The organism is Streptomyces sp. NPDC057010 (genome assembly GCF_042673805.1).
Taxonomy (GTDB): domain Bacteria; phylum Actinomycetota; class Actinomycetes; order Streptomycetales; family Streptomycetaceae; genus Streptomyces.
Window position 1 is genome coordinate 23442 of the sequence record NZ_JBHUSC010000047.1, and the last position, 21116, is coordinate 44557.

Consider the following 21116-nt stretch of genomic DNA (forward strand, 5'->3'; position numbering starts at 1 on the left):
TGCACGTCGGCCGCCGAAAATGTGCGGTTTCTTTTCCCCGGTCCGCTCGTTGTTATTTCTGCAGTGGATACGCCTCTGCGGGAAGGATTGAAATCAAATGACGTACAAGAAGGCAGTGGTGCTGGCCGCCGGCATTCTGATGGCCGCCGGTGCCGCTTCCCCCGCCATGGCCGACGCCGACGCCGTGGGCCACGCCGTCGGTTCCCCCGGCGTCCTGTCGGGCAACGTGGTTCAGGTCCCGATCCACATCCCGATCAACGTCTGCGGCAACACCGTGAACATCATCGCGCTGCTGAACCCGGCGTTCGGCAACACCTGCATCAACTACTGACGAAGCGCTTGAGCCCGCAAGGGCGAGCCTCCTCGGGGTGGCCTCGGAGTGCACGGCGGTGCACTCCGAGGCCACCTTCGATTCAGCACCGGCGTCCGTGCCGGTAGACAGGGAAGGACCCATGCGACAGGTACTGAGCCGACAGGTACTGGGCAAGGGCATGCTCACGGCGGCGGCCGCGTCGAGTCTGCTGTCGATCGCGACCGGCGCGGCCTACGCACACCCCGGCGCCACGGCCGAGGCCTCGCATTCGCCGGGCGTGCTGGCCGGCAACAGCGTCTCGGTACCGGTCACCCTCGCCCCGAACGTGTGCGGCAACAGCGTGGACGGCGGTGCGGCGCTCAACCCCGCCATGGGGAACACGTGCGCCACGTCGACCGGTTCGCACACCCACGACGGCTACGACTACGGGCGCTACCTCAGCCCCGAGAACGCCGAAGCCTTCGAGCGCTACCTCGAGGAACGCGAGGGGCCCCGCACGGTGCCTTCGCAGCGCCGGGAGGAACCGCGCCACCAGGGCGGCTACGGCGCTTCCGATGAGGAGCGGCACGAGGAGCAGCCGCGGGAGGAGCCGCGGGAGGAGCCCCGGCACGGGGCCCCCGCGGACCACGGAGGTCCCGCGGACCACGAGGGCCCCGTGGACCACGGCGGCTACGGCGGGGACCAGGGCCCGGAGCAGCCGCGGCACGAAGGCGGCGAGGAGCAGGGCGGGGAGGAGTGCGACGACCACCCCGGGGCCGTGCCGCCCCCGCCGGCCCACCACGCGCCGCCCGCGCCGGAACGGCCCCACCCGAAGCCGGAGCCCGTGGCGGAGCACCCGGCCCCGCTGCCCGCCCCGGCGCCCGTCGAGGAGGCGCCCGCCCCCGCCCCGGTCGAGGAGGCTCCGCAGCCGCTCCCCGCGCCCGTGGAGGAGGCGCCCGTAACGCTCCCCGCCCCGGCACCGGTCGAGGAGGCACCCGTAACGCTCCCCGCTCCGGCGCCCGCCCCGGGACCGGAGGCTCCCGCGCCCCGGCCGCCGCACGGGAGCCAGCTCGTGGAACACCCGGCTCCGGCACCCGCCGACCAGCCCCCGGCCGCCCCCGCCGGTGACCTGCCCGTCCACCTGCCCCCGGCGCCCGCCCCCGCGCCGGGACCGGCACCGGCTCCCGCGCCCGTCCCGGCGCAGCAGCCGCAGGCCCCCGCGCCGGCGCACGTGACCGGGCCCATGCTGGCCCAGACCGGTGCGGGCCAGCCCGCGGCCGCGGCGGCCCTCGCCTCGGCCCTGATCCTGGGCGGCGCGATTCTGTACCGGCGGTCGCGCATCGCCTGACCGGCATTACCGGTAATCAGAAGAAATATCGGCCGGAGAATCCCTTGTCGGATTCTCCGGCCGCTGTCATGAACCCGTTCCGTACCGCACGCGTGATCGCGTTTCCGTAGTGGCGGGGAATCGTTAGCCAGGGCGAAAGCGGCGCGACGGTCGCCGCTGACGCCTCTGTCCACGAAAAGAAGAGGATTTCGATAATGAAGCTCTCGAAGGTCGCCGCTGTCGTTGCCGGATCCGTCGCCGCCCTCGGCGCCTCGGCTTCCGCCTTCTCGGCACAGGCCGCCCCGGCGATGCCCCCCATGAGCCTGACGAGCGGGGTGACGGAGACGCTGAACGCCGTCGCCCCCGTCACCGAGTCCCTCCCGCAGACCGTGGGCAACGGGCTGGCCGAGCAGGGCGACAACGTCAACAAGGTCGTGGGCACGGTCCAGAAGGTCAACAAGGTCCGCAACGACGTACCCGGCACGGTCCTCGGCCTCGCGAACGGCGCCACCCAGGCGTCCCCGGCGCTCGGCGGCGTGCACCTCAACGGCGGTGCCAACCACTGAGCCGGCCCTTCGCGCAGGGACGCGCAGACGACTGTGGGCGCCACCGGCGAGGCCGGGGCGCCCACAGTCGGGTCTGCGGCCGACGTCAGTCGTTGAGGCAGACGTTGCCGAACGCCGGGTTCAGCGCCGCGATGATGTTCACGGTGTTGCCGCAGACGTTGATCGGGATGTGGACCGGGACCTGGACCAGGTTGCCGGAGAGGACACCGGGGGAACCCACGGCCGCGCCCTCAGCCGTCGAGTCGGCGACGGCGGAGCCGGCGGCACCGGCCGCAGCGAGACCGGCGGTGGCCAGGACCAGGGCGGCCTTCTTGGCAGAGTTCATGGGAAGTGCACCTTCTGTTCGATGTTCTGCCCCGATCCGGGGCTCACATCGAGCGAAACGGTCCAGCTTCCCCGGCGACACGGGTTGAACCGCGATCGAACCTGTTCAGCTCAATCACCGTAACCGCGTTGCCACCCACCGCCGTTACGAACGGCCGCGCTCGGCGTCCTGGAAGCCGGGGATCTCGACGTCCGGGATCTCGGGGATCTCGGGGATCTCCGGCACCAGTTCCACCGGCGCCGCCGGATCGGGCAGCACGGGCGGCTGCAGCCCCGGGATCGGCGGGATCTCCACGCCCGGGATCTTCGGGAGTTCCACGCCCGGGATCTCCGGCAGCTTGATCTCCGGGAACTTGATCTCCGGGATCTTGATGTCCGGCAGGCTGATGCCCGGCGGCAGCAGCGCCTTGATCTGGTCGAGGATGCCCTTGATGAGGTCGTCGATGGGGCCGGCGGCCGCGGCCGCCTTCGAGGGCACCGCACGCGACCCTTCTTCGGCGGCGCACGCGGGGGCCGTCGCGGCGGTCAGTATGACGGCGGCGAGGACCGAGGGGACGAGGACTCGGGCGCGGGACGGCTTCGTGCGGTGCATGGGGGTTCCTTCGCGTGGGGACACACGAGCGGACCCGAGCGGTCCGCTCATTGCTCACCGTGCGAACACCTCACACGGAGCGCAACCGGAACCTGAGCGGCTGCGGGCTGCGTACGGGCTTCGCGCAGGCGTCCGGGGGCCCCTCACCCGGGCCGGGGAAAACCTCGCACCCCACAGGCCGTTTGAGTGAAGCAGCGGAACCAACCCCCGACCGGGCAGTTGAACAGGACGCTCCATTGGCGGGCACTCGTGCGACAAAAGGATCAAGATGTTCAAGAAGTTCATGACCGCCGCCGCGGTCTCCGCCGTTGCCGTCGGTGTGGGCGCTGCTGCCGCGGCCCCGGCCATGGCCATCGGGAACGACAACGGCGTCACCACCGTCAACGGCAACGGTTCCCAGCAGATCTACGGCAACCAGAAGACCCACGGTGACATGAGCCCGCAGCTCAGCCTGGTCCAGGGCACCCTCAACAAGCCCTGCATCGGCCTGCCCCTCAAGGGCAACGTGCAGTCGGTGATCGGCGCGATCAACATCGGCGTCCAGGACATCCCGATCCTGTCGAACCCGCAGAACCAGCAGTGCACCGAGAACTCGACCCAGGCCAAGGGCGACGAGCCGCTCTCGCACATCCTGAGCAACATCCCGGTCCTCTCGGGCAACTTCTCGGCCGGCAGCTGACCTTCCGAGGGCCCCGGCAGCGTCCAGCTGCCGGGGCCCTCGCATGCGCCGCCGCCCGCTCCCCCGTTCCGTCAGCCGGTCCAGAAGTCCCACCAGCGGGTCAGGATCAGCATGCCGATCACGCCGATGTGCAGGGCGGGCGGCGCCCAGCCGAACTCTGCGAAGAACCCCCGCACCGGGCCGGGGGAGGGGAGGACGCCCGTACGGACGTTGTGCGCGGTGACCGCCCAGAACATCAGCAGGGTCGCCACCCAGGCCAGGCAGCACCACAGGCAGAGCGCGTTGATCTCGTAGAGGGACTGGACCATCAGCCAGCCGCAGAAGCCGGTGCCGAAGAGCGTTCCGGCGTTCAGTCCCAGCCAGAACCAGCCGCGGTAGCGGGCGCCCGCCAGCAGGCCCGCGCCGACGCACACCACGACGCCGTACCCGACCAGGCCCAGCATGGGGTTGGGGAAGCCGAAGGCCGCCGCCTGCTCGCTCTGCATCACGCTGCCGCAGGAGACGACCGGGTTGAGACTGCAGGCGGGCTTGAAGTCCGGGTCCTCCAGCAGGAGGAACTTGTCCAGGGTGATCACCCAGGAGGCCAGCAGGCCGGCCGTCCCGGTGAGCACCAGCAGCCACGCCAACCCCCTTGGTGCGGCTTCCCGTTCGCCCTCGTGTCGACTGCCGGGCCGCCCCTGCTGGCGGGGAACGCCCACTGTATTCGTTGCCATGCGGCCCATAGTCCCGCGCTCCCCCACAGAGCGGGCCTAACCATGCCCATCCGTACGCAAGTTGACCTGAAGGGGTGGCGGGAACCCCTGATGCTTCCCGGACGTTTTACCGAACCCCGGACGTGATGTCAGAGCCAGGGGCTACGTTGAGCTTCCGCGAAGTGACAAGCTGCGACGGCCTGGAGACCCACCTTGAGCGATCCGTACGAGACAACCGAGGCGCACCTCGACCGACTCCTCGGCCGCGCCCTGAACTCCTTCGACCTGCCGGACGGGCTCGTCGAGCGCCTCGGCACGGCGCTCGCCCACAGCTCTTCGCTCTACACCACCCACCAGAGCCCGGAGACGGGGGCCTGGCGGGAGACCCACCAGCACACCTACCTGCTGGCCGACGGCGGTTCGGTGTCGCTGTGGGAGCTGGCGTACCTCCAGGAGGGCGACCGGACGGTCCGCCACGAGGTCTTCGCGAGCAAGGCGGAGACCTGCCTGGCGGTCTCGCGGCTGTTCGGGGAGGGCCCGGCCGAGGCCGCCCTGGACCCGGCGCTCCCGCTCGGCGAGGAGGACCGTGAGCACGACGTGGCGGTGCTGAGCGCGCTGTTCGCGGCCTCCGCTCCGGCGCAGCGCCACCGGGAGTACGTGGTGGAGCAGTCCGCGGACCACGCCCGCCGGGTGCTGCGCCGCGCGGAGAACGCGGACCGGCCCGGCGAGCCGGTGGCGGCGCTGCTGCGGTCGGCGTACGCCCACCAGATCACGCAGGCGTTCGGGCCCAGGCAGTGCCTGTCGGACGGGCGGGACGCCGGATTCAGTCTGTACGAGCACGCCTTCGTCCTGCTGGACGGGAGCGAGGTCAGCCTGTGGGAGGTCGAACACACGGCGACGCCGGACGGGCGGCACATGTGCGAGGTGTACGAGACCGAGGAGACCGCGCGCGAGGCGATGGAACTGCGCGCACGGGTGAGGTGAACGCGTGACGGCCCTACGGCAGGGCTGCCGGCGGGGCCGTCACGAGGATTCGGCGGGTGCTACTCGCCCGCGACGCGGTAGTCGTTCCGGCGCCGCCTGACGGATGCCGCGTAGGTGAACAGCGACACACCGATGATCGCGAGACTGAGGCCGAAAAGCAGTTTGGACATGTCCTCGATCTGGGTCAGCGCGTAGGCGATGCCCGCGAGCACCACGCAGACCCCCAAGCCTTTCAGGGGATTCATTTCTCTCCTCGGTTCATTTCCACGCGGATACGCGCGTCACGTAGGACTTGATGAGCGACGACACGAGCCAGTAGGTCCGCACGACGGTGTACACCAGCTCGGGGATGAGTACGGCCTCGACGAGCATCGCCTTCCAGCCCAGGTTCCGTACGCGGAGCGCGGGATAGAAGACCCAGAAGCCGACGAGCGCCAGGAAGATCGGCTGGGTGGAGAAGCCGTGCTTCGCCGCCAGCCAGAGTTGCGTCGAGCCCCACCCCAGGACGTAGGCCGATCCGAGCAGGGCGAGAACCATGGTGGTGATGGAGTGCCAGGTGAACTTCGTCCAGCCGCGGCCGCGCAGGGTGTCCACCGTGCCGCGGCTCCACCGCTCGCGCTGCTGAATCAGTTCGCGCAGGGTGGGCATGAGGTCGGTATAGGCGATGCAAAGCTGGTTGGCGGTGACTTTCCAGCCCGACTCCTTGAGCGCCAGCGTGGTCTCGTAGTCCTCGACGAGGTTGGCGTGGTCCTCCCAGAAGACCTCGCCCCGCCAGTCGAGCAGGCTCTGCAGGGCCTCGGCCCGGTAGAAGGAGCCGGCCCCGGACATGGTGTGGACGTCTTTGCGGTAGCGGGAGTTGGCGGCCCGGCCGTATTCGATGATCTGCATGCCGAGGAGGTAGCGCTGCCACGGGTTGCGCCACAGGCCGGTGCGGCCGAGGCAGGCGGCGCTGACGCCGCCGAGCTCCGGGTCGGAGGCGATGACGTTGCGGGCCCGTTCGACGAACTTCGGGTGCAGCTCGGTGTCGGCGTCCATCACGAGCACGTGGCGGATCTTGTTGGTCAGCCGTCCGCCGACGGCCTCCCTGAGCCAGGCCAGGCCGTGGTTGAGCGCGCCCGCCTTCTTGTGCGGGTTGTCGTCGAGGTTGAGGACCACCGTCGGCGGTGTGTGCGGGTCTTCCGCGAACTGGAGCGCGAAGTCCTGTGTACGGTCGGTCGAGTTGTTGACCACGACGATGATGAGGTCGGGACGCCGGGTCTGGCCGGCCAACGACTCCAGCGACGTGAGTACTCCGGCTTCCTCGTTCCGCGCCGGGACGAGGATGACGGTGTCGTACAGCGCGCCGTCACCCGCCGCGTCGGGGGAAATCCGGCCTCTGCGGTGCCGACTGCGCGTGGCGCGCGGCGCTTCGGTGCGCGCACGGCGCGCCCGGCGCCCACGGCGCCCACGGCGCTCGATGGTGCCTGACAAGGCCTTCCCCCCCGGGTTGAAAGTGTCGAACTCACAAGACCCTGCGTAGGTCCCCACCTACGTCTTGTGAGTGCACACGGAGAAGTTACCCCACGCCCCTCCGGGATCACCGGTCTGGAATCGGCCACCGATAGGCGTCCACGTGAACATTTCATGTACTCCACCTGGCAAAACATGACAAGTCAGGTACTCGGGACCGGCTGGATAGGTCGATTAGTGATCTAGGCCACTTCTTCGGCCGGGCTTTGCCGCGTCCCTCCGCCGAATGCACTGAATGGAATCCTCCGCTTTATGAAGCAGGGCAGTTGGGCGGTCTGTGGCCCCTATCCGGGGCTCACCGCACGGGACGAACCGTGGTTACGATGGCGCCGAATATGACCAGTCTTAGATCCGATACGCAGCGCCTGCGCGCATTACCGCGCACGCATCGCCCCAAGGAGCTTCCGTGAGCCGTGCCCGCCGCAACCCTCGTCGTCGCGGCGGGACCGTGCTCACCCTGGTGCTGCTCCTGGGCGCGCTTATCGCCGGCGCCTTTGTGCTCTATCCGAAGTTGCGTCCCGCGGAACCCGATCCCACCGGCCTCGCGGTCCGCTACCGGACCGACGGTCCGGCCAGGGGTGCCGTGGCCAAACCGTCCCTGGAAGTCGTCAACTATTCCAAGGAGACCGTCGCCCTGAGCGGCGTGACCCTTCGGTACTACTTCAGTTCCGACGAAGATTCCGCTTACGGCTCCAACTGTGTCGAAAGCACGGTCGGCTGCACGAATATCACCACGAAGCTCAATGCCGTGGCCACTCCGAGCTCCGACACCAGCCATTACCTCCAGATCGGCTTCACGACGGAGGCCGGCAGCCTGGCTCCCGGCAAGAGCAGCAAGGGGATCGCGCTGCAGCTGTACCGCCTGGACCACAAGGAGTTGAACCAGGCGAACGACCGCTCGTTCAAGGCCAAGACGAGCAAGTTCGCGCTGTCGAAGCAGGTGACCGCCTACACCGGCGGCACGCTCGTCTGGGGTGAGGAGCCGATCGGCGGCGCCCCCGCGGCGGGGCAGGAACCGCCCGCTCCGGCCACGGCCGCGCTGCCGGCGGGGGTCATGTTCGACGCATTCCGCTACAGCGGTCCCGAGGACCCCGCACTCGTCAACAACGGCTGGAAGGTCCGCTCCGGCGAGGGCGGCCCGGGCATCGCCGACACCTGGTCGCCCGCGAACGTCAGCTTCCCCGCCGAGGCGACCGCCAAGGGCGGCCAGTCGATGCTGCTCCAGGCCGTCACCGACGGCACCAAGGAGGGCACCAGGCAGGCCGAGTTGCAGAGCGCCGCACCCCAGTACTTCACGGGAACCCTTGCCGCCCGGGTCTACCTCACCGACAAGCCCACGAGCGGTCCCAACGGCGACCACGTCGTCCAGACCTTCTTCGCGATCTCGCCCGCGGAATCCTCGCCGCAGTACAGCGAACTCGACTTCGAGTACACGCCGAACGGAGGGTGGGGCGCACCGGGCCCCCGGCTCGACACCACGAGCTGGCGTGACGCCAAGAAGGGCGACCGGGTCACCCAGGCGCACAAGCAGAGCGTCCAGGGCTGGCACACCGTGGTGATCACCGCCATGAACGGGAAGGTCACCTACAACCTGGACGGGCGCGTGATCTTCACCAGTGACAGCAAGTACTTCCCGCGCGAGCCCATGGGCATCCAGTTCAGCAACTGGTTCATCGACCTTCCCCTGAAGGGTGCGCGCACCTGGGACATGCGGGTCAACTGGGCCTACTTCCAGGCCGACAAGGCCGTTTCCCCGGCGGACGTACAGAAGGCCGTGGACGGCTTCTACGCGGGCGGCACCAACTACGTCAACACGCTGCCCAAGTCCTGACCCGGCCTGCGCAAAGACCCGTTCGCGCGCGTCAGGCCGTGGCGGGGTCGGTCAGCGGGAGGTCCAGGGGCGGGGTGTCGGTGATGCGGGCCTCGTCGGGGCGGAGGTCCGAGGGGGTGGGCATGGCGCTGCCGGGGAGCTGGACCGCGGCCGCGCCGTGGGCCAGGGCCGAGGCGAGGGCCGCCGGGCCGGTGCCGCCTGCGATGAGGAAGCCGGCCAGGGTGGCGTCGCCCGCGCCGACGTTGCTGCGAACCCGGGCCGGGGGGACCGGCGCCGTGCCGTAGTGGGTGCCCGCCGCGGAGACCAGCAGCTGGCCGTCCGCGCCGAGGGAGGCCAGTACGGCGCCCGCGCCCAGGGAGCGCAGCTCCTCGGCGGCCTTGACCACGTCCCCGAGGGTGGACAGCGGCCGGCCCACCGCTTCGGCGAGTTCCCGGGCGTTGGGCTTGATGACGTCCGGGCGGGCCGGCAGTGCCGCCCGGAGAGCGGGGCCCGAGGTGTCCAGGGCGATACGGGCGCCGGCCGCGTGGGCGCGGGCCACGAGGTCGGCGTACCAGGCGGGGCCGAGGCCGCGCGCGAGGCTGCCGCAGCAGGCGATCCAGGCGGCGCCGCCCGAGCAGGTGCGGACCGTGTCCAGGAGGAGGGCGGATTCCTCCCGCGTGAGCTCCGGACCTGGCGTGTTGATCTTGGTGAGGGTGCCGTCCGGTTCGGCGATCGAGACGTTCGAGCGGGTCTGGCCGGCGATCGAGACGGCCGTGACGTCCACGCCCTGCGCTCCGAGGAGTTCGGCGAGCAGGATGCCGGGGGCGCCGCCGAGCGGGACGACCGCCGTGGTGCGGACTCCCGCGGCGGCCACCGCGCGGGAGACGTTGACGCCCTTGCCCCCGGGGTCGACGCGCTCGCCGGTGGCGCGCAGTACCTCTCCGCGGTCCAGCGAGGGGACCTCGTAGGTCCGGTCGAGGGAGGGGTTGGGGGTGACGGTCAGGATCATACGAGCGCAACTTCCGTACCGGCGGCCTCGATCGCCGCCTGGTGGGCGGGGGCGAGCCCCGTGTCCGTGATGAGGAGGTCGACCTCCGCGAAGGAACCGAAGCGGGCGAAGTGCTCCTGTCCGGCCTTGGCGGAGTCGGCGAGGAGGACGACGCGGCGGGCCGCGCCCATCGCGGCGCGTTTGACGGCCGCTTCGGCGAGGTCGGGGGTGGTGAGACCGCCCTCGGCCGTGAAGCCGTTGGCGGCGAGGAAGAGGACGTCGGCGCGGACCTCGGCGTAGGCGCGCAGGGCCCACGCGTCGACGGCGGCGCGGGTGCGGTGACGGACGCGGCCGCCGACGAGGTGGAGGTCGATGCCCGTGTGGTCGGCGAGGCGGGCGGCGACGGGCAGCGCGTGGGTGACGACGGTGAGCGCGGTGTCGACGGGGATCGCGCCCGCGAGGCGGGCGACCGTACTGCCGGCGTCGAGGACGACGCTGCCGCCGTCGGGGAGTTCGGCCAGCGCGGCGGCGGCGATGCGGTCCTTCTCGCCGGCGGCGGTGGCCTCGCGCTCGGTGAGGTCCGGCTCGAAGTCGAGGCGGCCGGCCGGTATGGCCCCGCCGTGCACCCGGCGGACCAGGCCGGCGCGGTCGAGGGCCTTGAGGTCGCGGCGTACGGTCTCGGCCGTGACCTGGAACCGGTCGGCGAGGGAGAGCACGTCGACCCGGCCGGCCTCACGGGCGAGGCGGAGGATCTCCTGGTGGCGCTCCGGTGCGTACATGTGGGTTTACATCCGTTCGATGCCCGATTTTGTTGCTTTTTCTCACCCTACGCCCTCAACGCGGACAAAACAAAGAGAAACGGACACGCCCGCCAACAGGAGCGGGCATGTCCGTGAAGCGGGGCCGAAGGGGCCTCAGGCCACCGGGACCTTCTCGGCGGCGGGGTCGGCAGGACCCGCGGGGCCCGCGTGCTCGGACCCGCCCTCGCGCTGCTCCATGGGGATGGACTTGCGCGGCAGCATGAACATCACCGCGAAGATCACGACCAGGACGGCCACGACCCACCACAGCGCACCCCGGAAGGCCTCGACGTACGGCGGCCCGAGGACCATGTCGTCGTCGATCAGCCCGAAGAAGACGACGGAGGTCAGGGCGAGGCCGAGCGCGTTGCCCATCTGCCCGGTGGTGTTGATCAGGCCGGAGGCGGATCCGGCGTCCCGGCGCGGCACCTCGGACAGCGTGGTGTCGTTGAGCGGGGCCACGATCAGGCCCATGCCGATGCCCATGAGGATCAGCGGGGCCGCCATCTGCCAGGAAACGATCTCCATGCCGTAGCGGTCGGACTCCCAGATGTAGAGGAGCAGGCCGGCGGCCATGACCAGGGCGCCCGCCTGGAGCACCTTGCGGCCGAAGCGCGGGACGAGCTTCTGGACGGACATGCCCGCGGCGGCCGAGACGGCGAGGGAGAAGGGGATGCCCGTGAGGCCGGCGTGCAGGGCGCTCCAGCCGAGGCCCATCTGCATGTACAGCGTCCAGACCAGGAAGAAGATGCCGGTCGCGATGCCGAAGGTGAGCTGCACGGTGACACCGCCGGCGAAGCTCTTGATCTTGAAGAGCGAGAGCTCGACGAGCGGCGAGCCGTCCTTCTTGATCTTGTGCTTCTCGTACGCGATGAAGGCGGCGAAGACGAACGGCACGGCGCCCATGGACACGAAGCCCCACAGCGGCCAGTCGTTCTCCCGGCCGTGGGTGAGCGGGAAGATCAGCATGACCAGGCCCAGGGTGGCGAGGACGACACCGACCAGGTCGAGGCGCAGGGCCTGCGGGGCCTTGGACTCGGTGATGAACTTGCGGCCCAGGATCACGCCCGCGATGCCGACGGGCAGGTTGATCAGGAAGATCGGGCGCCATTCGAGACCGAAGAGGTTCCACTCGGTGAGCAGGGCGCCGAGCATCGGGCCGGAGACGGCGCCGAGGCCCACGATCGCGCCGAACATGCCGAAGACCTTGCCCTTCTCGTGCGGCGGGAAGGTGACGTGGATGATCGCCAGGACCTGCGGGACCATCATGGCCGCCATACCGCCCTGCAGGATGCGGGAGGCCACGAGCACGGAGGGGTTGGCGGCGATGCCGCAGAGCAGCGAGGCGGCGGTGAAGCCGGCGACGCCGACGAGGAACAGGCGCTTGCGGCCGTAGATGTCACCGAGACGGCCGCCGGTGATCAGGCCGGCGGCGAAGGCGAGGGCGTAGCCGGCGGTGATCCACTGGATGGCGCTGGTGGACGCCCCGAAGTTCTCCCGCATGCTGGGTATCGCGATGTTGACGATCGTGACGTCGACCAGGTCCATGAAGGCCGCGGTCATCACGATGGCGAGCGCCAGCCAGCGGCGGCGGTCGGCCGGCTCTGTCGGCGCTGCCGACTCCTGCGGGGTGGGCGCGTCTGCGTCTGTCCGCTCTTCTCGTACGGGCCCGTTCGCTCTTTCGGGCGATGTCTTGGACGTCTCGGTGCTCATGGAGAGAAACCTAGACGGGATGTAGGTCAGCATGTGTCCTATTTCGCTGGCAACCTGATGTCATGACCGACACACCGGCACGGCTCCTCTCCCTGCTGTCCCTCCTCCAGACCCCGCGCGAATGGCCCGGGAGCGAGCTGGCGGAGCGGCTGCGGGTGAGCTCCAGAACCATCCGGCGGGACATCGAACGGCTGCGGGACCTCGGGTACCCGGTGGAGTCCACGCTGGGCGCTGAGGGCGGATACCGGCTGGTGGCGGGCGCGGCGATGCCACCGCTGCTGCTGGACGACGAGGAGGCGGTGGCGATCGCGGTGGGGCTGCGGGCGGGCGCCGGGCACGCGATCGAAGGCGTCGAGGAGGCCTCCGTACGGGCCCTGGCCAAGCTGGAGCAGGTGCTTCCGTCGCGGCTGCGGCACCGGGTGAGCGCGCTGCAGTCGGCCACGAGCGCGCTGACGCGGGGGGACGGGGCCAGCGTGGATCCGCGGACGCTGACGACGATGGCGTCGGCGGTGGCGGGGCCGGAGCGGCTGCGGTTCGCGTACCGGGCGCGGGACGGGGTGCGGTCGCGGCGGCTGGTCGAGCCGTACCGGCTGGTGAGCACGGGGAGCCGGTGGTACCTGGTGGCCTACGACCTGGAGCGGGAGGACTGGCGGACCTTCCGGGTGGACCGGGTGGCCGAGGCGTTCGCGACGGGCGCGCGGTTCGCTCCGCGGGAGCTGCCGATGGATCCGGTGGCGTTCGTACGGAGGGGGTTGCGGGGGGCGGAGAGCTACGCGGTGGAGGTGACCTTTTCGGCGGAGCCGGGGGATCTGCCGGCGTGGCTGCGGGATACGGCGGAGCCGGTCCCCGCGCCGGGCGGGGGCACGCTGGTCCGCTTCGAGAGCGGGGATGCTCCCGAGTGGCTGGCGGCCCGCCTCGCCCTGTCGGGCCTCCCCTTCACGGTCCACGCCCCGCCCGCCCTCTCGGCGGCGGCCCGCGAACTGGGCGCCCGCCTGACGGCCGCCTGACCCGCGGGCCCGGTCCTGGGGCTCCGCCCCAGACCCCGCTCCTCAAACGCCGGAGGGGCTGGATTCGGCTGCTGCCCTCCGCCAGGCGCGGCTGGATTGCCCGCAGGGCAATCTCAGCCTCGCCGGCGATTGAGGCGCGGGGTCTGGGGCGGAGCCCCAGGACGGGGCCCGCCGGATCCGGCAAAGGGGAGCCCCGGCGCCTGGGGGGGATAGGCACCGGGGCTCGTCTGGGGGGTGGGGCCGGGGCCCCGGGGTGGCTGCCGGCCGCGCTAGGCCACCGCGTCGAAGCCCGTGTCGCGGGCCATCCGCTTCAGTTCGAGGAGGGCGTGCTTCTCGATCTGGCGGATCCGCTCCCGCGTCAGCCCGTGCTGCTTGCCGACCTCCGTCAGCGTCCGCTCGCGGCCGTCGTCGATCCCGTACCGCATCTTGATGATCGACGCGGTCCGCTGGTCGAGCTTCCCGAGCAGGTCCTCCAACTCCTCGCTGCGCAGCAGCGACAGCACCGACTGCTCCGGCGAGATCGCCGACGTGTCCTCCAGGAGGTCGCCGAACTGCGTGTCGCCGTCGTCGTCGACCGACATGTTGAGGCTGACCGGGTCGCGCGCCCAGTCCAGTACGTCACCCACCCGCTTCTCCGTGGTGTCCAGCTCGGCGGCGATCTCGGCGTGCTCCGGGTCACGGCCGTTCTCGCGGTTGAACTCGCGCTGGACGCGGCGGATCCGGCCGAGCTCCTCGACCAGGTGGACGGGGAGGCGGATGGTGCGGGACTGGTCCGCGATGGAGCGGGTGATCGCCTGGCGGATCCACCACGTCGCGTACGTGGAGAACTTGAAGCCCTTGGTGTAGTCGAACTTCTCGACCGCGCGGACCAGGCCGGCGTTGCCCTCCTGGATCAGGTCGAGGAGGGGCAGGCCGCTGCGCGGGTAGCGGCGGGCGACGGCCACCACGAGGCGGAGGTTGGAGCGGATGAAGACTTCCTTGGCGCGCTCGCCTTCGGCGGCCAGCGCCTCCAGCTCCTCGCGGGAGGGGGTCTTCGCGGACCGCTCCGTCACGCCGTCGAGGATCTGCTGGGCGTAGACGCCCGCCTCGATGATCTGGGAGAGCTCCACTTCCTTTGCGGCGTCGAGCAGCGGGGTGCGCGCGATCTCGTCCAGGTACATGCCGACCAGGTCGCGGTCTGCGATCTCCCCGCCCACAGCGCGAGCGCTGCTCGTGGACTGACGACGGGCGACGGCGCGGGTTGCCATGCGTGCTCCCTTGCGATGAGTTCGGTCGCGGTGCGGCTGCCGGACGCCACCGATGGTGCGGTGGGGCGTCCCCGGACACTCTCCCGAGTGCCCGCATCCGAAGGAAACAACGACTGGAAACGGGACAGAATTCCCACGTTGCCCCCTCTTTTTCGAGATCTTGCAGTATCCTGCCCCGCCACGAGAGGGGGCACGATGTCAGCAGAGCCCGAAGAGGTGCAGGTCAGGCCCGGCACGGAGGCCGATCTGCCGGCCCTCACCGACGTGTACAACCACTACGTCCGTGAGACCGCCGTCACGTTCGACACGGCCGCGTTCACTCCGGAACAACGCCGTCCGTGGCTGCACTCCTACTCGGAAGACGGCCCCCACCGCCTTCTGGTTGCCTGGACCGGCCAGAGAATCGCTGGATACGCGACAAGCAGCCGATTCCGCCCGAAACCGGCCTACGCCTCGTCGGTGGAGACGACCGTCTACCTCGCCCCGCACGCGGTGGGCCGGGGCGTCGGGACCGCGCTCTACGGCGCCCTCTTCGCGGCCCTGGCCGAGGAGCCGGTCCATCGCGCCTTCGCCGGGATCGCCCTGCCGAACGAGGCCTCGGTCCGCCTGCACGAACGGTTCGGCTTCCGCCGGGTCGGGGAGTTCACGGAGGCGGGCTGGAAGTTCGACCGCTACTGGGACGTCCGCTGGTACGAGAAGCGACTGGGCGGCCACCCGTCCGGGTGAGGGCTTGGCATATTCCTGCGGCATGTGAACCCGCCTGCCTAGCGTCAGGGGGTCGCTTGTGCCGCCCGGTCGGCGACGCCCACACTTAGAGGAGGTGCTGCACATGACCGCTCTCGCCCACGAGACGCTGGAGGCCGTAATGCCGAAGGTCGCGACTCCCCCGTCGGACCTTGACGACGTCCTGTGGCAGGCATGGAAAGCCATGGAACTCCCCGAGGGCTACCACGCCGAGATCGTCGAGGGGTTCATCGAGGTGTCACCCACGGGTCGCTACTCACATGGCCGGATCGCCAATCGCCTGCGAGACAAGCTGGTCGTCTTCCTCGCGGGGAGCGAGTTCACCGCCTGTCAGGACATCAACGTCATCCACGAGCGGAAGGTCTGGATCCCGGACCTGCTCATCGCACCGGCTGACGCGGAGGAGCACGTCACCGAAGACGGGATCGGCATCAACGCCTCGGCCGTCCAGCTGATCGTCGAAGTGGTCTCCCCCGGCAGCGACAACATCACGCGCGACCGGACCCGGAAGCGCCGGGCCTACGCCCGGGCCGGCATCCCCGTCTACGTCCTGATCGACGACTACGACGAACGCGGAACCGTGACCGTGCTGACCGCTCCGGACCCGGACAAGGCCGTCTACGACGACGAGGACCGGGTGGCCTACGGCACCACGGCCACCATCCCCGAAGGGCCCGCCAAGGGGTTCACCATCGGCGAGGACGTCACCGGGCCCGCACGCGTGGCCTAGCCGAACTGGAGGGAGCGCTTCGAGAGGCCCATCCAGAAGCCGTCCACCGTGTCGCGGCGGGCGGTGAGGTCGCCCGTGGCTTCCGCCGCGCCGAGGGTGACGAAGAGCGGGGCGAAGTGTTCCGTACGGGGGTGGGCCAGGCGGCCGGAGGGGGATTTGGCCTCGAAGTCGAGCAGGGAGTCGAGGTCGCCGGCGGCCAGGGCCTCGTGGCCCCAGGCGTCGAACTCCGCGGACCAGGCGGGCACGCCCGCGTGCCGTAGGGCGGCCAGGTTGTGCGTGAAGAAGCCGCTGCCGACGATCAGGACCCCTTCGTCGCGCAGGGGCGCCAGCTTGCGGCCGATGTCCATCAGGCGGCGCGGGTCCAGCGTCGGCATGGAGATCTGGAGGACCGGTATGTCGGCCTCCGGGAACATCTCGACGAGGGGGACGTACGCGCCGTGGTCGAGACCGCGGTCCGGTATGTCCTGCACCGGGGTGCCGGGGGCCTGGAGCAGCGCGCGGACCGAGGCGGCCAGCCGCGGGGCGCCCGGGGCCTCGTAGCGGACCTGGTAGTAGTGCTCGGGGAAGCCCCAGAAGTCGTAGACGAGCGGGACCCGTTCGGTGGCGCCGAGGGCGAGCGGGGCCTCCTCCCAGTGGGCGGAGACCATCAGGATCGCGGTCGGGCGCGGGAGGTTCGCGGACCAGGAGGCGAGCTCGCCCGGCCAGACCGGGTCGTCCGCGAGGGGCGGGGCGCCGTGGCTGAGGTAGAGCGCCGGCATCCGGGTGCCCGGCCCCTGCGGGGTCGTCTGCGGGGGTACTGGGGTCGTCATGGGGGCGCTCCTCCGTCGTCGGTGCGGGGCCGCAGGAAAAGACTAACCCCGCTTGGTTCAAATTTGAACCAAGCGGGGTCTTCAGTCATTCCCGCACGGGCGGCGAGCCCGTCAGTGGGCGATCACCGGGACCTGGACCTCGGCGTCCTTGCCGGTGCCGGTGCCCGAGCCGGAGGCCACCGGGCCGCCCGCACCCGGCCGGCCGGTGTTGATCAGGGTCAGCGCTATGGTCGCGCTCGTGAGCAGGATGCCCACCGCCCACCAGATGGCGGTGGAGTAGCCCTCGACCATGGCCTGCGCCTGCACCAGCTTGGCCGCCGCGCCGCCGCCCGCGGCCTCGGCCGCGTGGTCGGTGAGGTACGCGGTGGTCGCCGAGGCGGCGATCGTGTTCAGCAGCGCGGTGCCGATGGCGCCGCCGACCTGCTGCGAGGTGTTGACCATGGCGGAGGCCACACCGGCGTCGGCCGGGTTCACCCCGTGCGTGGCCAGGGACATGGCCGGCATGAACGCCGAACCCATGCCGAGGCCGAGCAGCAGCTGCGCCGGCAGGATCAGCGCCGGGTACGAGGACCCGACCTCGATCTGGGTCAGCAGCAGCATGCCGGTGGCGGCGACCAGGAAGCCCGGGCCCATCAGCAGGCGCGGCGGCACCCGGGTCATCAGGCGGGCGCCGATCTGGGTGGAGCCCGTGATCATGCCCGCGATCATCGGGAGGAAGGCGAAGCCGGTCTTGACGGGCGAGAAGCCCTTCACGACCTGCAGGTAGTAGGTGAGGAAGAGGAACAGGCCGAACATGGCGATGACGGCCAGACCGAGCGAGAGGTAGACACCGCCGCGGTTGCGCTCCAGCAGGACGCGCAGCGGCAGCAGCGGGGAACGGACCCGGGACTCGGTGAGCACGAAGCCCAGCAGCAGGACGCCTGCGGCGACGAACATCGAAACGGTCACGCCGTCCGACCAGCCGGCCGACTCGGCGCGCGTGAACCCGTACACGAGCGAGACGAGACCGAGCGTGGACAGGACCACGCCGGGGATGTCGAGCGGCGCGCGGTTGCGGGAGCCGGCGGGCTCGCGGATGACGAGCCAGGCGCCCGCGGCCGCGATGATCGCGAAGGGGATGTTGACGAAGAAGGTCCAGCGCCAGTTGAGGTACTCGGTGAGGAAGCCGCCGAGGATCAGGCCGACGGCGCCGCCGCCGCCCGCGATCGCACCGTAGATGCCGAAGGCCTTGGCGCGCTCCTTGGCGTCGGTGAACATGACGGCGAGCAGGGAGAGGGCCGCCGGCGCGAGCAGCGCGCCGAAGGCGCCCTGGAGGGCGCGGGCGCCCAGCATCATGGCCTCGCCGTTGGCGGCGCCGCCGAGCGCGGAGGCCAGGGCGAAGCCGGTCAGGCCGGTGATGAAGGCGTTCTTGCGGCCCCACTTGTCGGCGATGCGGCCGCCGAAGAGGAGCAGTCCGCCGAAGGCCAGCGCGTACGCGGTGATGACCCACTGGCGGTTGCCGTCGGAGATGCCGAGGTCGGTCTGGGCGGAGGGGAGGGCGATGTTCACGATGGTCGCGTCGAGGACGACCATCAGCTGCGCCAGGGCTATGAAGACGAGTGCCTTCCAGCGGCTGGGGTCGGCGGCAGCCGGCGGGGGTGTCGCGGCTGTTTTCGGCATGGGGGTACCCACTTCACTGTGCGGAATGACTGAAAAAGGCTGTTTTGAGACTATTTTGAGAAGCTTCGGGGCGTCACATGGTTTTCTGCCTCAGGTCGTCCAGCGTGGCGGGCGAACCGGGCAGCTCGGAGGGCGCCGGGGCCCGCAGCCCGTCGAGGAACAGCTGGAGGTGGCGGTGGGCGAAGCGGTCCGCGTCCAGGCAGGCGGTGCCGGGGAGGGGGCGGCTGAGCTGGGACAGCGCGATGGTCAGATCGCCGGCGCCGATGTCCGTACGGACCAGCCCGGCGTCCTGGCCGGCGGCCAGGAGGGTCTCGACCGCCGCCTCCAACGCGGCGCGCGCCGCGAGGACTTCGGGGTGGTCGCGGTCGAAGTCGTCGGCGAGCATGGGGCACAGGGCGCCGATGCGCTCGTCGGCGGCGGTGTGCGTGAAGCGGCACAGCGCGGCGAAGGCGTCCGGCTCCTCGGCGAGGGAGGCCTCGGCCAGGGCGGTGACCCGTCGCATGACGAAGAGGACGACCTCGCGGATGAGGGTGGGGCGGTCCGGGAAGTGCCGGTAGAGGGTGGCGTTGCCGATGCCCGCCCGGCGGGCGATCTCGTCGAAGGGGGCCCCGGAGCCGAACTCGACGAGCATCTCGCGGGCGGCCGTCAGGATCCGCTCGCGGTTGCGGACGGCGTCGGCGCGGAGGCGGGGAACCGGCTTCCCGGCGACCGCCGGGGCCCCGCACCGGGGCCCGGCGGCGGGCGATGCCGCGCTCGCGGGCTGCGCCAGGGCCACGGCCGCGCCCGGGACGGGCAGGGCCGTCGGTGCGGCGGTGGTGGGGCGCTTCATTCCGGGGCCTCCCTGGCGCGGTGACGGTGTCGGTGACGCTGTGGTCGATGCGTGCGGCCCCGTCCAAACGGGGAGCCGCTCCCCACTTCGTGGGACTCACGTACAAACGGGGATCGGCTCCCCGGTTATTTCACTCGCCCGTGTGACCTGAGTCACAGCTGGATCCACGTTCGGCCTCTCCCGGCGCGCGGGCGCGCCGCGCCCGTCGGAGGGTGATCGCACGGAGCGCAGACCGGACAGGGCCGGCTGCCGCGGACCCGAAGGCGATCTCCATGCCGCAGACCCGCCACCGGATACGCACATCACGCCGCACCAGCGCGTACATCGGCCTCACCGCGCTGGCCCTCGGCGTCACGGCGACCGCGAGCACGGGGATATCCGGCAGCACCCGTTCGGCGGCGGGGCCCGTGGCCACGACCGCGGAATCGGTTCTGGCGCCGTGCCGGATCGCCGGCACGATGGGCGTGCAGATGTCGGAGGGCCTGCCGACGCCGCCCGGGTACTCCCGCTCGACCGGCGAGGTCCGCGCGCTGAACCTGATGATCGACTTCCCCGACGCGAAGGGCGAGGGCACGGCGGTCGACCGGCTGGCGGAGTTCTTCCCCAAGACCGCCGAGTGGTTCCGCACCAGTTCCTACGGCCGGCTCACCTATCGGGCCGAGGCGCCGATAAAGGCCTGGCTGCGCATGCCGATGCCGTTCGCGGCGTACGGGATCGAGCGCGGGTCCGCGTACGAGCCGGGCTACCGGCAGCTCGTCGAGCACATCGCGAAGGCCGCCGATTCCGAGGTGGACTTCAGCCGGTACGACCTGATCAACATCCTGGTGACCCCGAACGCCGGGCCGTCCGCCCTGGACACGGTCCTGTCCGTGACCTTCTCGGGCAACGGCGAGGCGCCGGTGGCCGACGGGGTGCCGCTCGCCAACACGTCCTTCGTCTACAGCCGCCAGGACGACGGCTCGGGCACCTACCGGGAGACCGGCTACCGGGTGCTCCCCCACGAGAACGGGCACGTCTTCGGGCTGCCGGACCTGTACACCTCCGACGGCGGGGGCACGGTCGGGCACTGGGACATCATGAGCGAGGACTGGGGCGCCAACAACGACCTGCTGGGCTGGCACAAGTGGAAGCTGGGCTGGCTGGACGGGGCGCAGATCAGCTGTGCGTCGAAGTCGGGCGCCAGCGACCACACGCTGTCGCCACTGGCGGTGGCGGGCGGTACGAAGCTGGCGTTCGTACCGCTGTCGGAGAGCGCGGGGTACGCGGTGGAGGTGCGGACGCGGGCCGGGAACGACGAGGCCGTCTGCAAGCCGGGTGTCCTCATCTACAAGGTGGACTCGGACGTGGACACCGGGCGGGGGCCGGTGACGGTGTCGGACAGCGCGGGCGCGAGCGGCGGCTGTACGAGGCGGCCGAATGTGCACGCGGAGCTGTCGGACGCGCCGTTCCGGCCGGGCGAGACGTTCACCGACGAGAAGGCGGGGGTCAGCATCTCGGTGGTGGGCGAACTGCGCAACGGGAGCTACCAGGTCCGCATCATCCGCCCGTGACGCTCCGCCGATGCCGCCCGGCGGGGTTGCGGTTCACCGGGGCCGGGTGGTGGGCCGGCGCCGCTCCGGAGCGTCTCCTCGGCTCGCGCCGATGCCGCCCGGCGGGGTCGCGGTTCACCGGGGCCGGGTGGTGGGCCAGCGCCGCTCCGGAGTGTCTCCTCGGCTCGCGCACCAAGCCATGGCTTCGACTGTTCTGGGGAGTTGCGCGCTCGTCCTGCGGGGACCCTCCTGCGCGTCCCCGCCCCACGGGCGGCTTCGACAGTGC

Annotated in this window: 22 protein-coding genes; 10 read left to right on the top strand and 12 right to left on the bottom strand. The window is 70.9% G+C overall.

Features of this window, described 5'->3' with window-relative positions; genetic code table 11:
• Nucleotides 1–97 precede the first annotated feature (97 nt).
• From ACFTXQ_RS28930 to ACFTXQ_RS28940, 3 genes are all read left to right on the top strand, one after another.
• A complete protein-coding gene (locus ACFTXQ_RS28930) occupies nucleotides 98–331 on the top strand; it encodes a chaplin (protein ID WP_382646058.1) in 234 nt (77 codons plus the stop codon).
• A gap of 121 nt (nucleotides 332–452) precedes the next feature.
• Nucleotides 453–1640, top strand: coding sequence for a chaplin (locus ACFTXQ_RS28935; RefSeq protein WP_382646061.1), 1188 nt, complete (start codon nucleotides 453–455; stop codon nucleotides 1638–1640).
• 194 nt (nucleotides 1641–1834) lie between these two features.
• Nucleotides 1835–2185 carry a hypothetical protein gene (locus ACFTXQ_RS28940; RefSeq protein ID WP_382646063.1) on the top strand — a complete coding sequence of 117 codons (351 nt, stop codon included), beginning with the start codon at nucleotides 1835–1837 and terminating at the stop codon, nucleotides 2183–2185.
• An 85-nt stretch (nucleotides 2186–2270) separates the two neighbouring features.
• Here the strand turns inward: ACFTXQ_RS28940 and ACFTXQ_RS28945 are convergent, their stop codons facing one another.
• Together ACFTXQ_RS28945 and ACFTXQ_RS28950 are read right to left on the bottom strand one after the other, a co-directional pair.
• Nucleotides 2271–2510, bottom strand: coding sequence for a chaplin (locus ACFTXQ_RS28945; RefSeq protein WP_382646065.1), 240 nt, complete (start codon nucleotides 2508–2510; stop codon nucleotides 2271–2273).
• A 144-nt stretch (nucleotides 2511–2654) separates the two neighbouring features.
• Nucleotides 2655–3101 (bottom strand): hypothetical protein, encoded by a 447-nt coding sequence (locus tag ACFTXQ_RS28950; RefSeq protein WP_382646068.1) that lies wholly within the window; start codon nucleotides 3099–3101, stop codon nucleotides 2655–2657.
• Between the two features lie 268 nt (nucleotides 3102–3369).
• On the opposite strand from ACFTXQ_RS28950, the gene ACFTXQ_RS28955 reads away from it, so the two are divergent.
• Nucleotides 3370–3780 (top strand): rodlin, encoded by a 411-nt coding sequence (locus ACFTXQ_RS28955; protein WP_382646072.1) that lies wholly within the window; start codon nucleotides 3370–3372, stop codon nucleotides 3778–3780.
• 71 nt (nucleotides 3781–3851) lie between these two features.
• On the opposite strand, the gene ACFTXQ_RS28960 is transcribed toward ACFTXQ_RS28955, so the two are convergent.
• A complete protein-coding gene (locus tag ACFTXQ_RS28960; protein WP_382646075.1) occupies nucleotides 3852–4493 on the bottom strand; it encodes a vitamin K epoxide reductase family protein in 642 nt (213 codons plus the stop codon).
• 192 nt (nucleotides 4494–4685) lie between these two features.
• Here ACFTXQ_RS28960 and ACFTXQ_RS28965 point away from each other — a divergent pair, with 192 nt between their 5' ends.
• Entirely contained in the window at nucleotides 4686–5456 is a 771-nt protein-coding gene (locus tag ACFTXQ_RS28965) for a DUF6227 family protein (protein WP_382646078.1), read from the top strand.
• A 59-nt stretch (nucleotides 5457–5515) separates the two neighbouring features.
• Here the strand turns inward: ACFTXQ_RS28965 and ACFTXQ_RS28970 are convergent, their stop codons facing one another.
• Together ACFTXQ_RS28970 and ACFTXQ_RS28975 are read right to left on the bottom strand one after the other, a co-directional pair.
• Complete coding sequence (locus ACFTXQ_RS28970; protein WP_382646081.1) at nucleotides 5516–5701, bottom strand: hypothetical protein; 186 nt, start codon at nucleotides 5699–5701, stop codon at nucleotides 5516–5518.
• A 13-nt stretch (nucleotides 5702–5714) separates the two neighbouring features.
• Nucleotides 5715–6926 (bottom strand): glycosyltransferase family 2 protein, encoded by a 1212-nt coding sequence (locus ACFTXQ_RS28975; RefSeq protein WP_382646084.1) that lies wholly within the window; start codon nucleotides 6924–6926, stop codon nucleotides 5715–5717.
• A 445-nt stretch (nucleotides 6927–7371) separates the two neighbouring features.
• Between ACFTXQ_RS28975 and ACFTXQ_RS28980 the strand changes: the two genes are divergently transcribed.
• Nucleotides 7372–8796 carry a cellulose binding domain-containing protein gene (locus ACFTXQ_RS28980; protein ID WP_382646087.1) on the top strand — a complete coding sequence of 475 codons (1425 nt, stop codon included), beginning with the start codon at nucleotides 7372–7374 and terminating at the stop codon, nucleotides 8794–8796.
• A 31-nt stretch (nucleotides 8797–8827) separates the two neighbouring features.
• Here the strand turns inward: ACFTXQ_RS28980 and pfkB are convergent, their stop codons facing one another.
• The 3 genes from pfkB to ACFTXQ_RS28995 form a co-directional block, all read right to left on the bottom strand.
• On the bottom strand, nucleotides 8828–9784 hold the full coding sequence (gene pfkB, locus ACFTXQ_RS28985) for a 1-phosphofructokinase (protein WP_382646090.1): 957 nt from the start codon (nucleotides 9782–9784) through the stop codon (nucleotides 8828–8830).
• Nucleotides 9781–10542: a DeoR/GlpR family DNA-binding transcription regulator gene (locus ACFTXQ_RS28990; RefSeq protein WP_382646093.1), complete on the bottom strand. Its 762-nt coding sequence runs from the start codon at nucleotides 10540–10542 to the stop codon at nucleotides 9781–9783. Before ACFTXQ_RS28990 ends, pfkB begins: the two co-directional genes overlap by 4 nt.
• Before the next feature lie 135 nt (nucleotides 10543–10677).
• Entirely contained in the window at nucleotides 10678–12276 is a 1599-nt protein-coding gene (locus ACFTXQ_RS28995) for an MFS transporter (RefSeq protein ID WP_382646094.1), read from the bottom strand.
• 62 nt (nucleotides 12277–12338) lie between these two features.
• Between ACFTXQ_RS28995 and ACFTXQ_RS29000 the strand changes: the two genes are divergently transcribed.
• A complete protein-coding gene (locus tag ACFTXQ_RS29000) occupies nucleotides 12339–13283 on the top strand; it encodes a helix-turn-helix transcriptional regulator (RefSeq protein WP_382646096.1) in 945 nt (314 codons plus the stop codon).
• A 269-nt stretch (nucleotides 13284–13552) separates the two neighbouring features.
• Here the strand turns inward: ACFTXQ_RS29000 and ACFTXQ_RS29005 are convergent, their stop codons facing one another.
• Nucleotides 13553–14530 carry an RNA polymerase sigma factor RpoD/SigA gene (locus ACFTXQ_RS29005; RefSeq protein WP_382646098.1) on the bottom strand — a complete coding sequence of 326 codons (978 nt, stop codon included), beginning with the start codon at nucleotides 14528–14530 and terminating at the stop codon, nucleotides 13553–13555.
• Between the two features lie 195 nt (nucleotides 14531–14725).
• Here ACFTXQ_RS29005 and ACFTXQ_RS29010 point away from each other — a divergent pair, with 195 nt between their 5' ends.
• Both ACFTXQ_RS29010 and ACFTXQ_RS29015 read left to right on the top strand, forming a co-directional pair.
• Nucleotides 14726–15256: a GNAT family N-acetyltransferase gene (locus ACFTXQ_RS29010; RefSeq protein WP_382646100.1), complete on the top strand. Its 531-nt coding sequence runs from the start codon at nucleotides 14726–14728 to the stop codon at nucleotides 15254–15256.
• 103 nt (nucleotides 15257–15359) lie between these two features.
• Nucleotides 15360–16004, top strand: a complete 645-nt coding sequence (locus tag ACFTXQ_RS29015) for a Uma2 family endonuclease (protein WP_382646103.1) — start codon at nucleotides 15360–15362, stop codon at nucleotides 16002–16004.
• Here the strand turns inward: ACFTXQ_RS29015 and ACFTXQ_RS29020 are convergent.
• From ACFTXQ_RS29020 to ACFTXQ_RS29030, 3 genes are all read right to left on the bottom strand, one after another.
• Entirely contained in the window at nucleotides 16001–16813 is an 813-nt protein-coding gene (locus ACFTXQ_RS29020) for a dioxygenase (RefSeq protein WP_382646105.1), read from the bottom strand. The genes ACFTXQ_RS29015 and ACFTXQ_RS29020 overlap by 4 nt on opposite strands.
• A 111-nt stretch (nucleotides 16814–16924) precedes the next feature.
• On the bottom strand, nucleotides 16925–18472 hold the full coding sequence (locus ACFTXQ_RS29025; protein WP_382646108.1) for an MFS transporter: 1548 nt from the start codon (nucleotides 18470–18472) through the stop codon (nucleotides 16925–16927).
• A 73-nt stretch (nucleotides 18473–18545) separates the two neighbouring features.
• Nucleotides 18546–19301, bottom strand: coding sequence for a TetR/AcrR family transcriptional regulator (locus tag ACFTXQ_RS29030; RefSeq protein ID WP_382646111.1), 756 nt, complete (start codon nucleotides 19299–19301; stop codon nucleotides 18546–18548).
• Nucleotides 19302–19573: 272 nt separating this feature from the next.
• Here ACFTXQ_RS29030 and ACFTXQ_RS29035 point away from each other — a divergent pair, with 272 nt between their 5' ends.
• Nucleotides 19574–20851: a M6 family metalloprotease domain-containing protein gene (locus ACFTXQ_RS29035; RefSeq protein WP_382646114.1), complete on the top strand. Its 1278-nt coding sequence runs from the start codon at nucleotides 19574–19576 to the stop codon at nucleotides 20849–20851.
• Nucleotides 20852–21116 lie beyond the last annotated feature (265 nt).

Excerpts from the sequence above, each read along its gene's own strand:
- ACFTXQ_RS28930 (WP_382646058.1), top strand. The coding sequence starts at position 98 with ATGACGTACAAGAAGGCAGTGGTGCTGGCCGCCGGCATTCTGATGGCC.
- ACFTXQ_RS28935 (WP_382646061.1), top strand. The coding sequence starts at position 453 with ATGCGACAGGTACTGAGCCGACAGGTACTGGGCAAGGGCATGCTCACG.
- ACFTXQ_RS28940 (WP_382646063.1), top strand. The coding sequence starts at position 1,835 with ATGAAGCTCTCGAAGGTCGCCGCTGTCGTTGCCGGATCCGTCGCCGCC.
- ACFTXQ_RS28945 (WP_382646065.1), bottom strand. The coding sequence starts at position 2,510 with ATGAACTCTGCCAAGAAGGCCGCCCTGGTCCTGGCCACCGCCGGTCTC.
- ACFTXQ_RS28950 (WP_382646068.1), bottom strand. The coding sequence starts at position 3,101 with ATGCACCGCACGAAGCCGTCCCGCGCCCGAGTCCTCGTCCCCTCGGTC.
- ACFTXQ_RS28955 (WP_382646072.1), top strand. The coding sequence starts at position 3,370 with ATGTTCAAGAAGTTCATGACCGCCGCCGCGGTCTCCGCCGTTGCCGTC.
- ACFTXQ_RS28960 (WP_382646075.1), bottom strand. The coding sequence starts at position 4,493 with ATGGCAACGAATACAGTGGGCGTTCCCCGCCAGCAGGGGCGGCCCGGC.
- ACFTXQ_RS28970 (WP_382646081.1), bottom strand. The coding sequence starts at position 5,701 with ATGAATCCCCTGAAAGGCTTGGGGGTCTGCGTGGTGCTCGCGGGCATC.
- pfkB (WP_382646090.1), bottom strand. The coding sequence starts at position 9,784 with ATGATCCTGACCGTCACCCCCAACCCCTCCCTCGACCGGACCTACGAG.
- ACFTXQ_RS28990 (WP_382646093.1), bottom strand. The coding sequence starts at position 10,542 with ATGTACGCACCGGAGCGCCACCAGGAGATCCTCCGCCTCGCCCGTGAG.
- ACFTXQ_RS28995 (WP_382646094.1), bottom strand. The coding sequence starts at position 12,276 with ATGAGCACCGAGACGTCCAAGACATCGCCCGAAAGAGCGAACGGGCCC.
- ACFTXQ_RS29000 (WP_382646096.1), top strand. The coding sequence starts at position 12,339 with ATGACCGACACACCGGCACGGCTCCTCTCCCTGCTGTCCCTCCTCCAG.
- ACFTXQ_RS29005 (WP_382646098.1), bottom strand. The coding sequence starts at position 14,530 with ATGGCAACCCGCGCCGTCGCCCGTCGTCAGTCCACGAGCAGCGCTCGC.
- ACFTXQ_RS29010 (WP_382646100.1), top strand. The coding sequence starts at position 14,726 with ATGTCAGCAGAGCCCGAAGAGGTGCAGGTCAGGCCCGGCACGGAGGCC.
- ACFTXQ_RS29015 (WP_382646103.1), top strand. The coding sequence starts at position 15,360 with ATGACCGCTCTCGCCCACGAGACGCTGGAGGCCGTAATGCCGAAGGTC.
- ACFTXQ_RS29020 (WP_382646105.1), bottom strand. The coding sequence starts at position 16,813 with ATGACGACCCCAGTACCCCCGCAGACGACCCCGCAGGGGCCGGGCACC.
- ACFTXQ_RS29025 (WP_382646108.1), bottom strand. The coding sequence starts at position 18,472 with ATGCCGAAAACAGCCGCGACACCCCCGCCGGCTGCCGCCGACCCCAGC.
- ACFTXQ_RS29030 (WP_382646111.1), bottom strand. The coding sequence starts at position 19,301 with ATGAAGCGCCCCACCACCGCCGCACCGACGGCCCTGCCCGTCCCGGGC.
- ACFTXQ_RS29035 (WP_382646114.1), top strand. The coding sequence starts at position 19,574 with ATGCCGCAGACCCGCCACCGGATACGCACATCACGCCGCACCAGCGCG.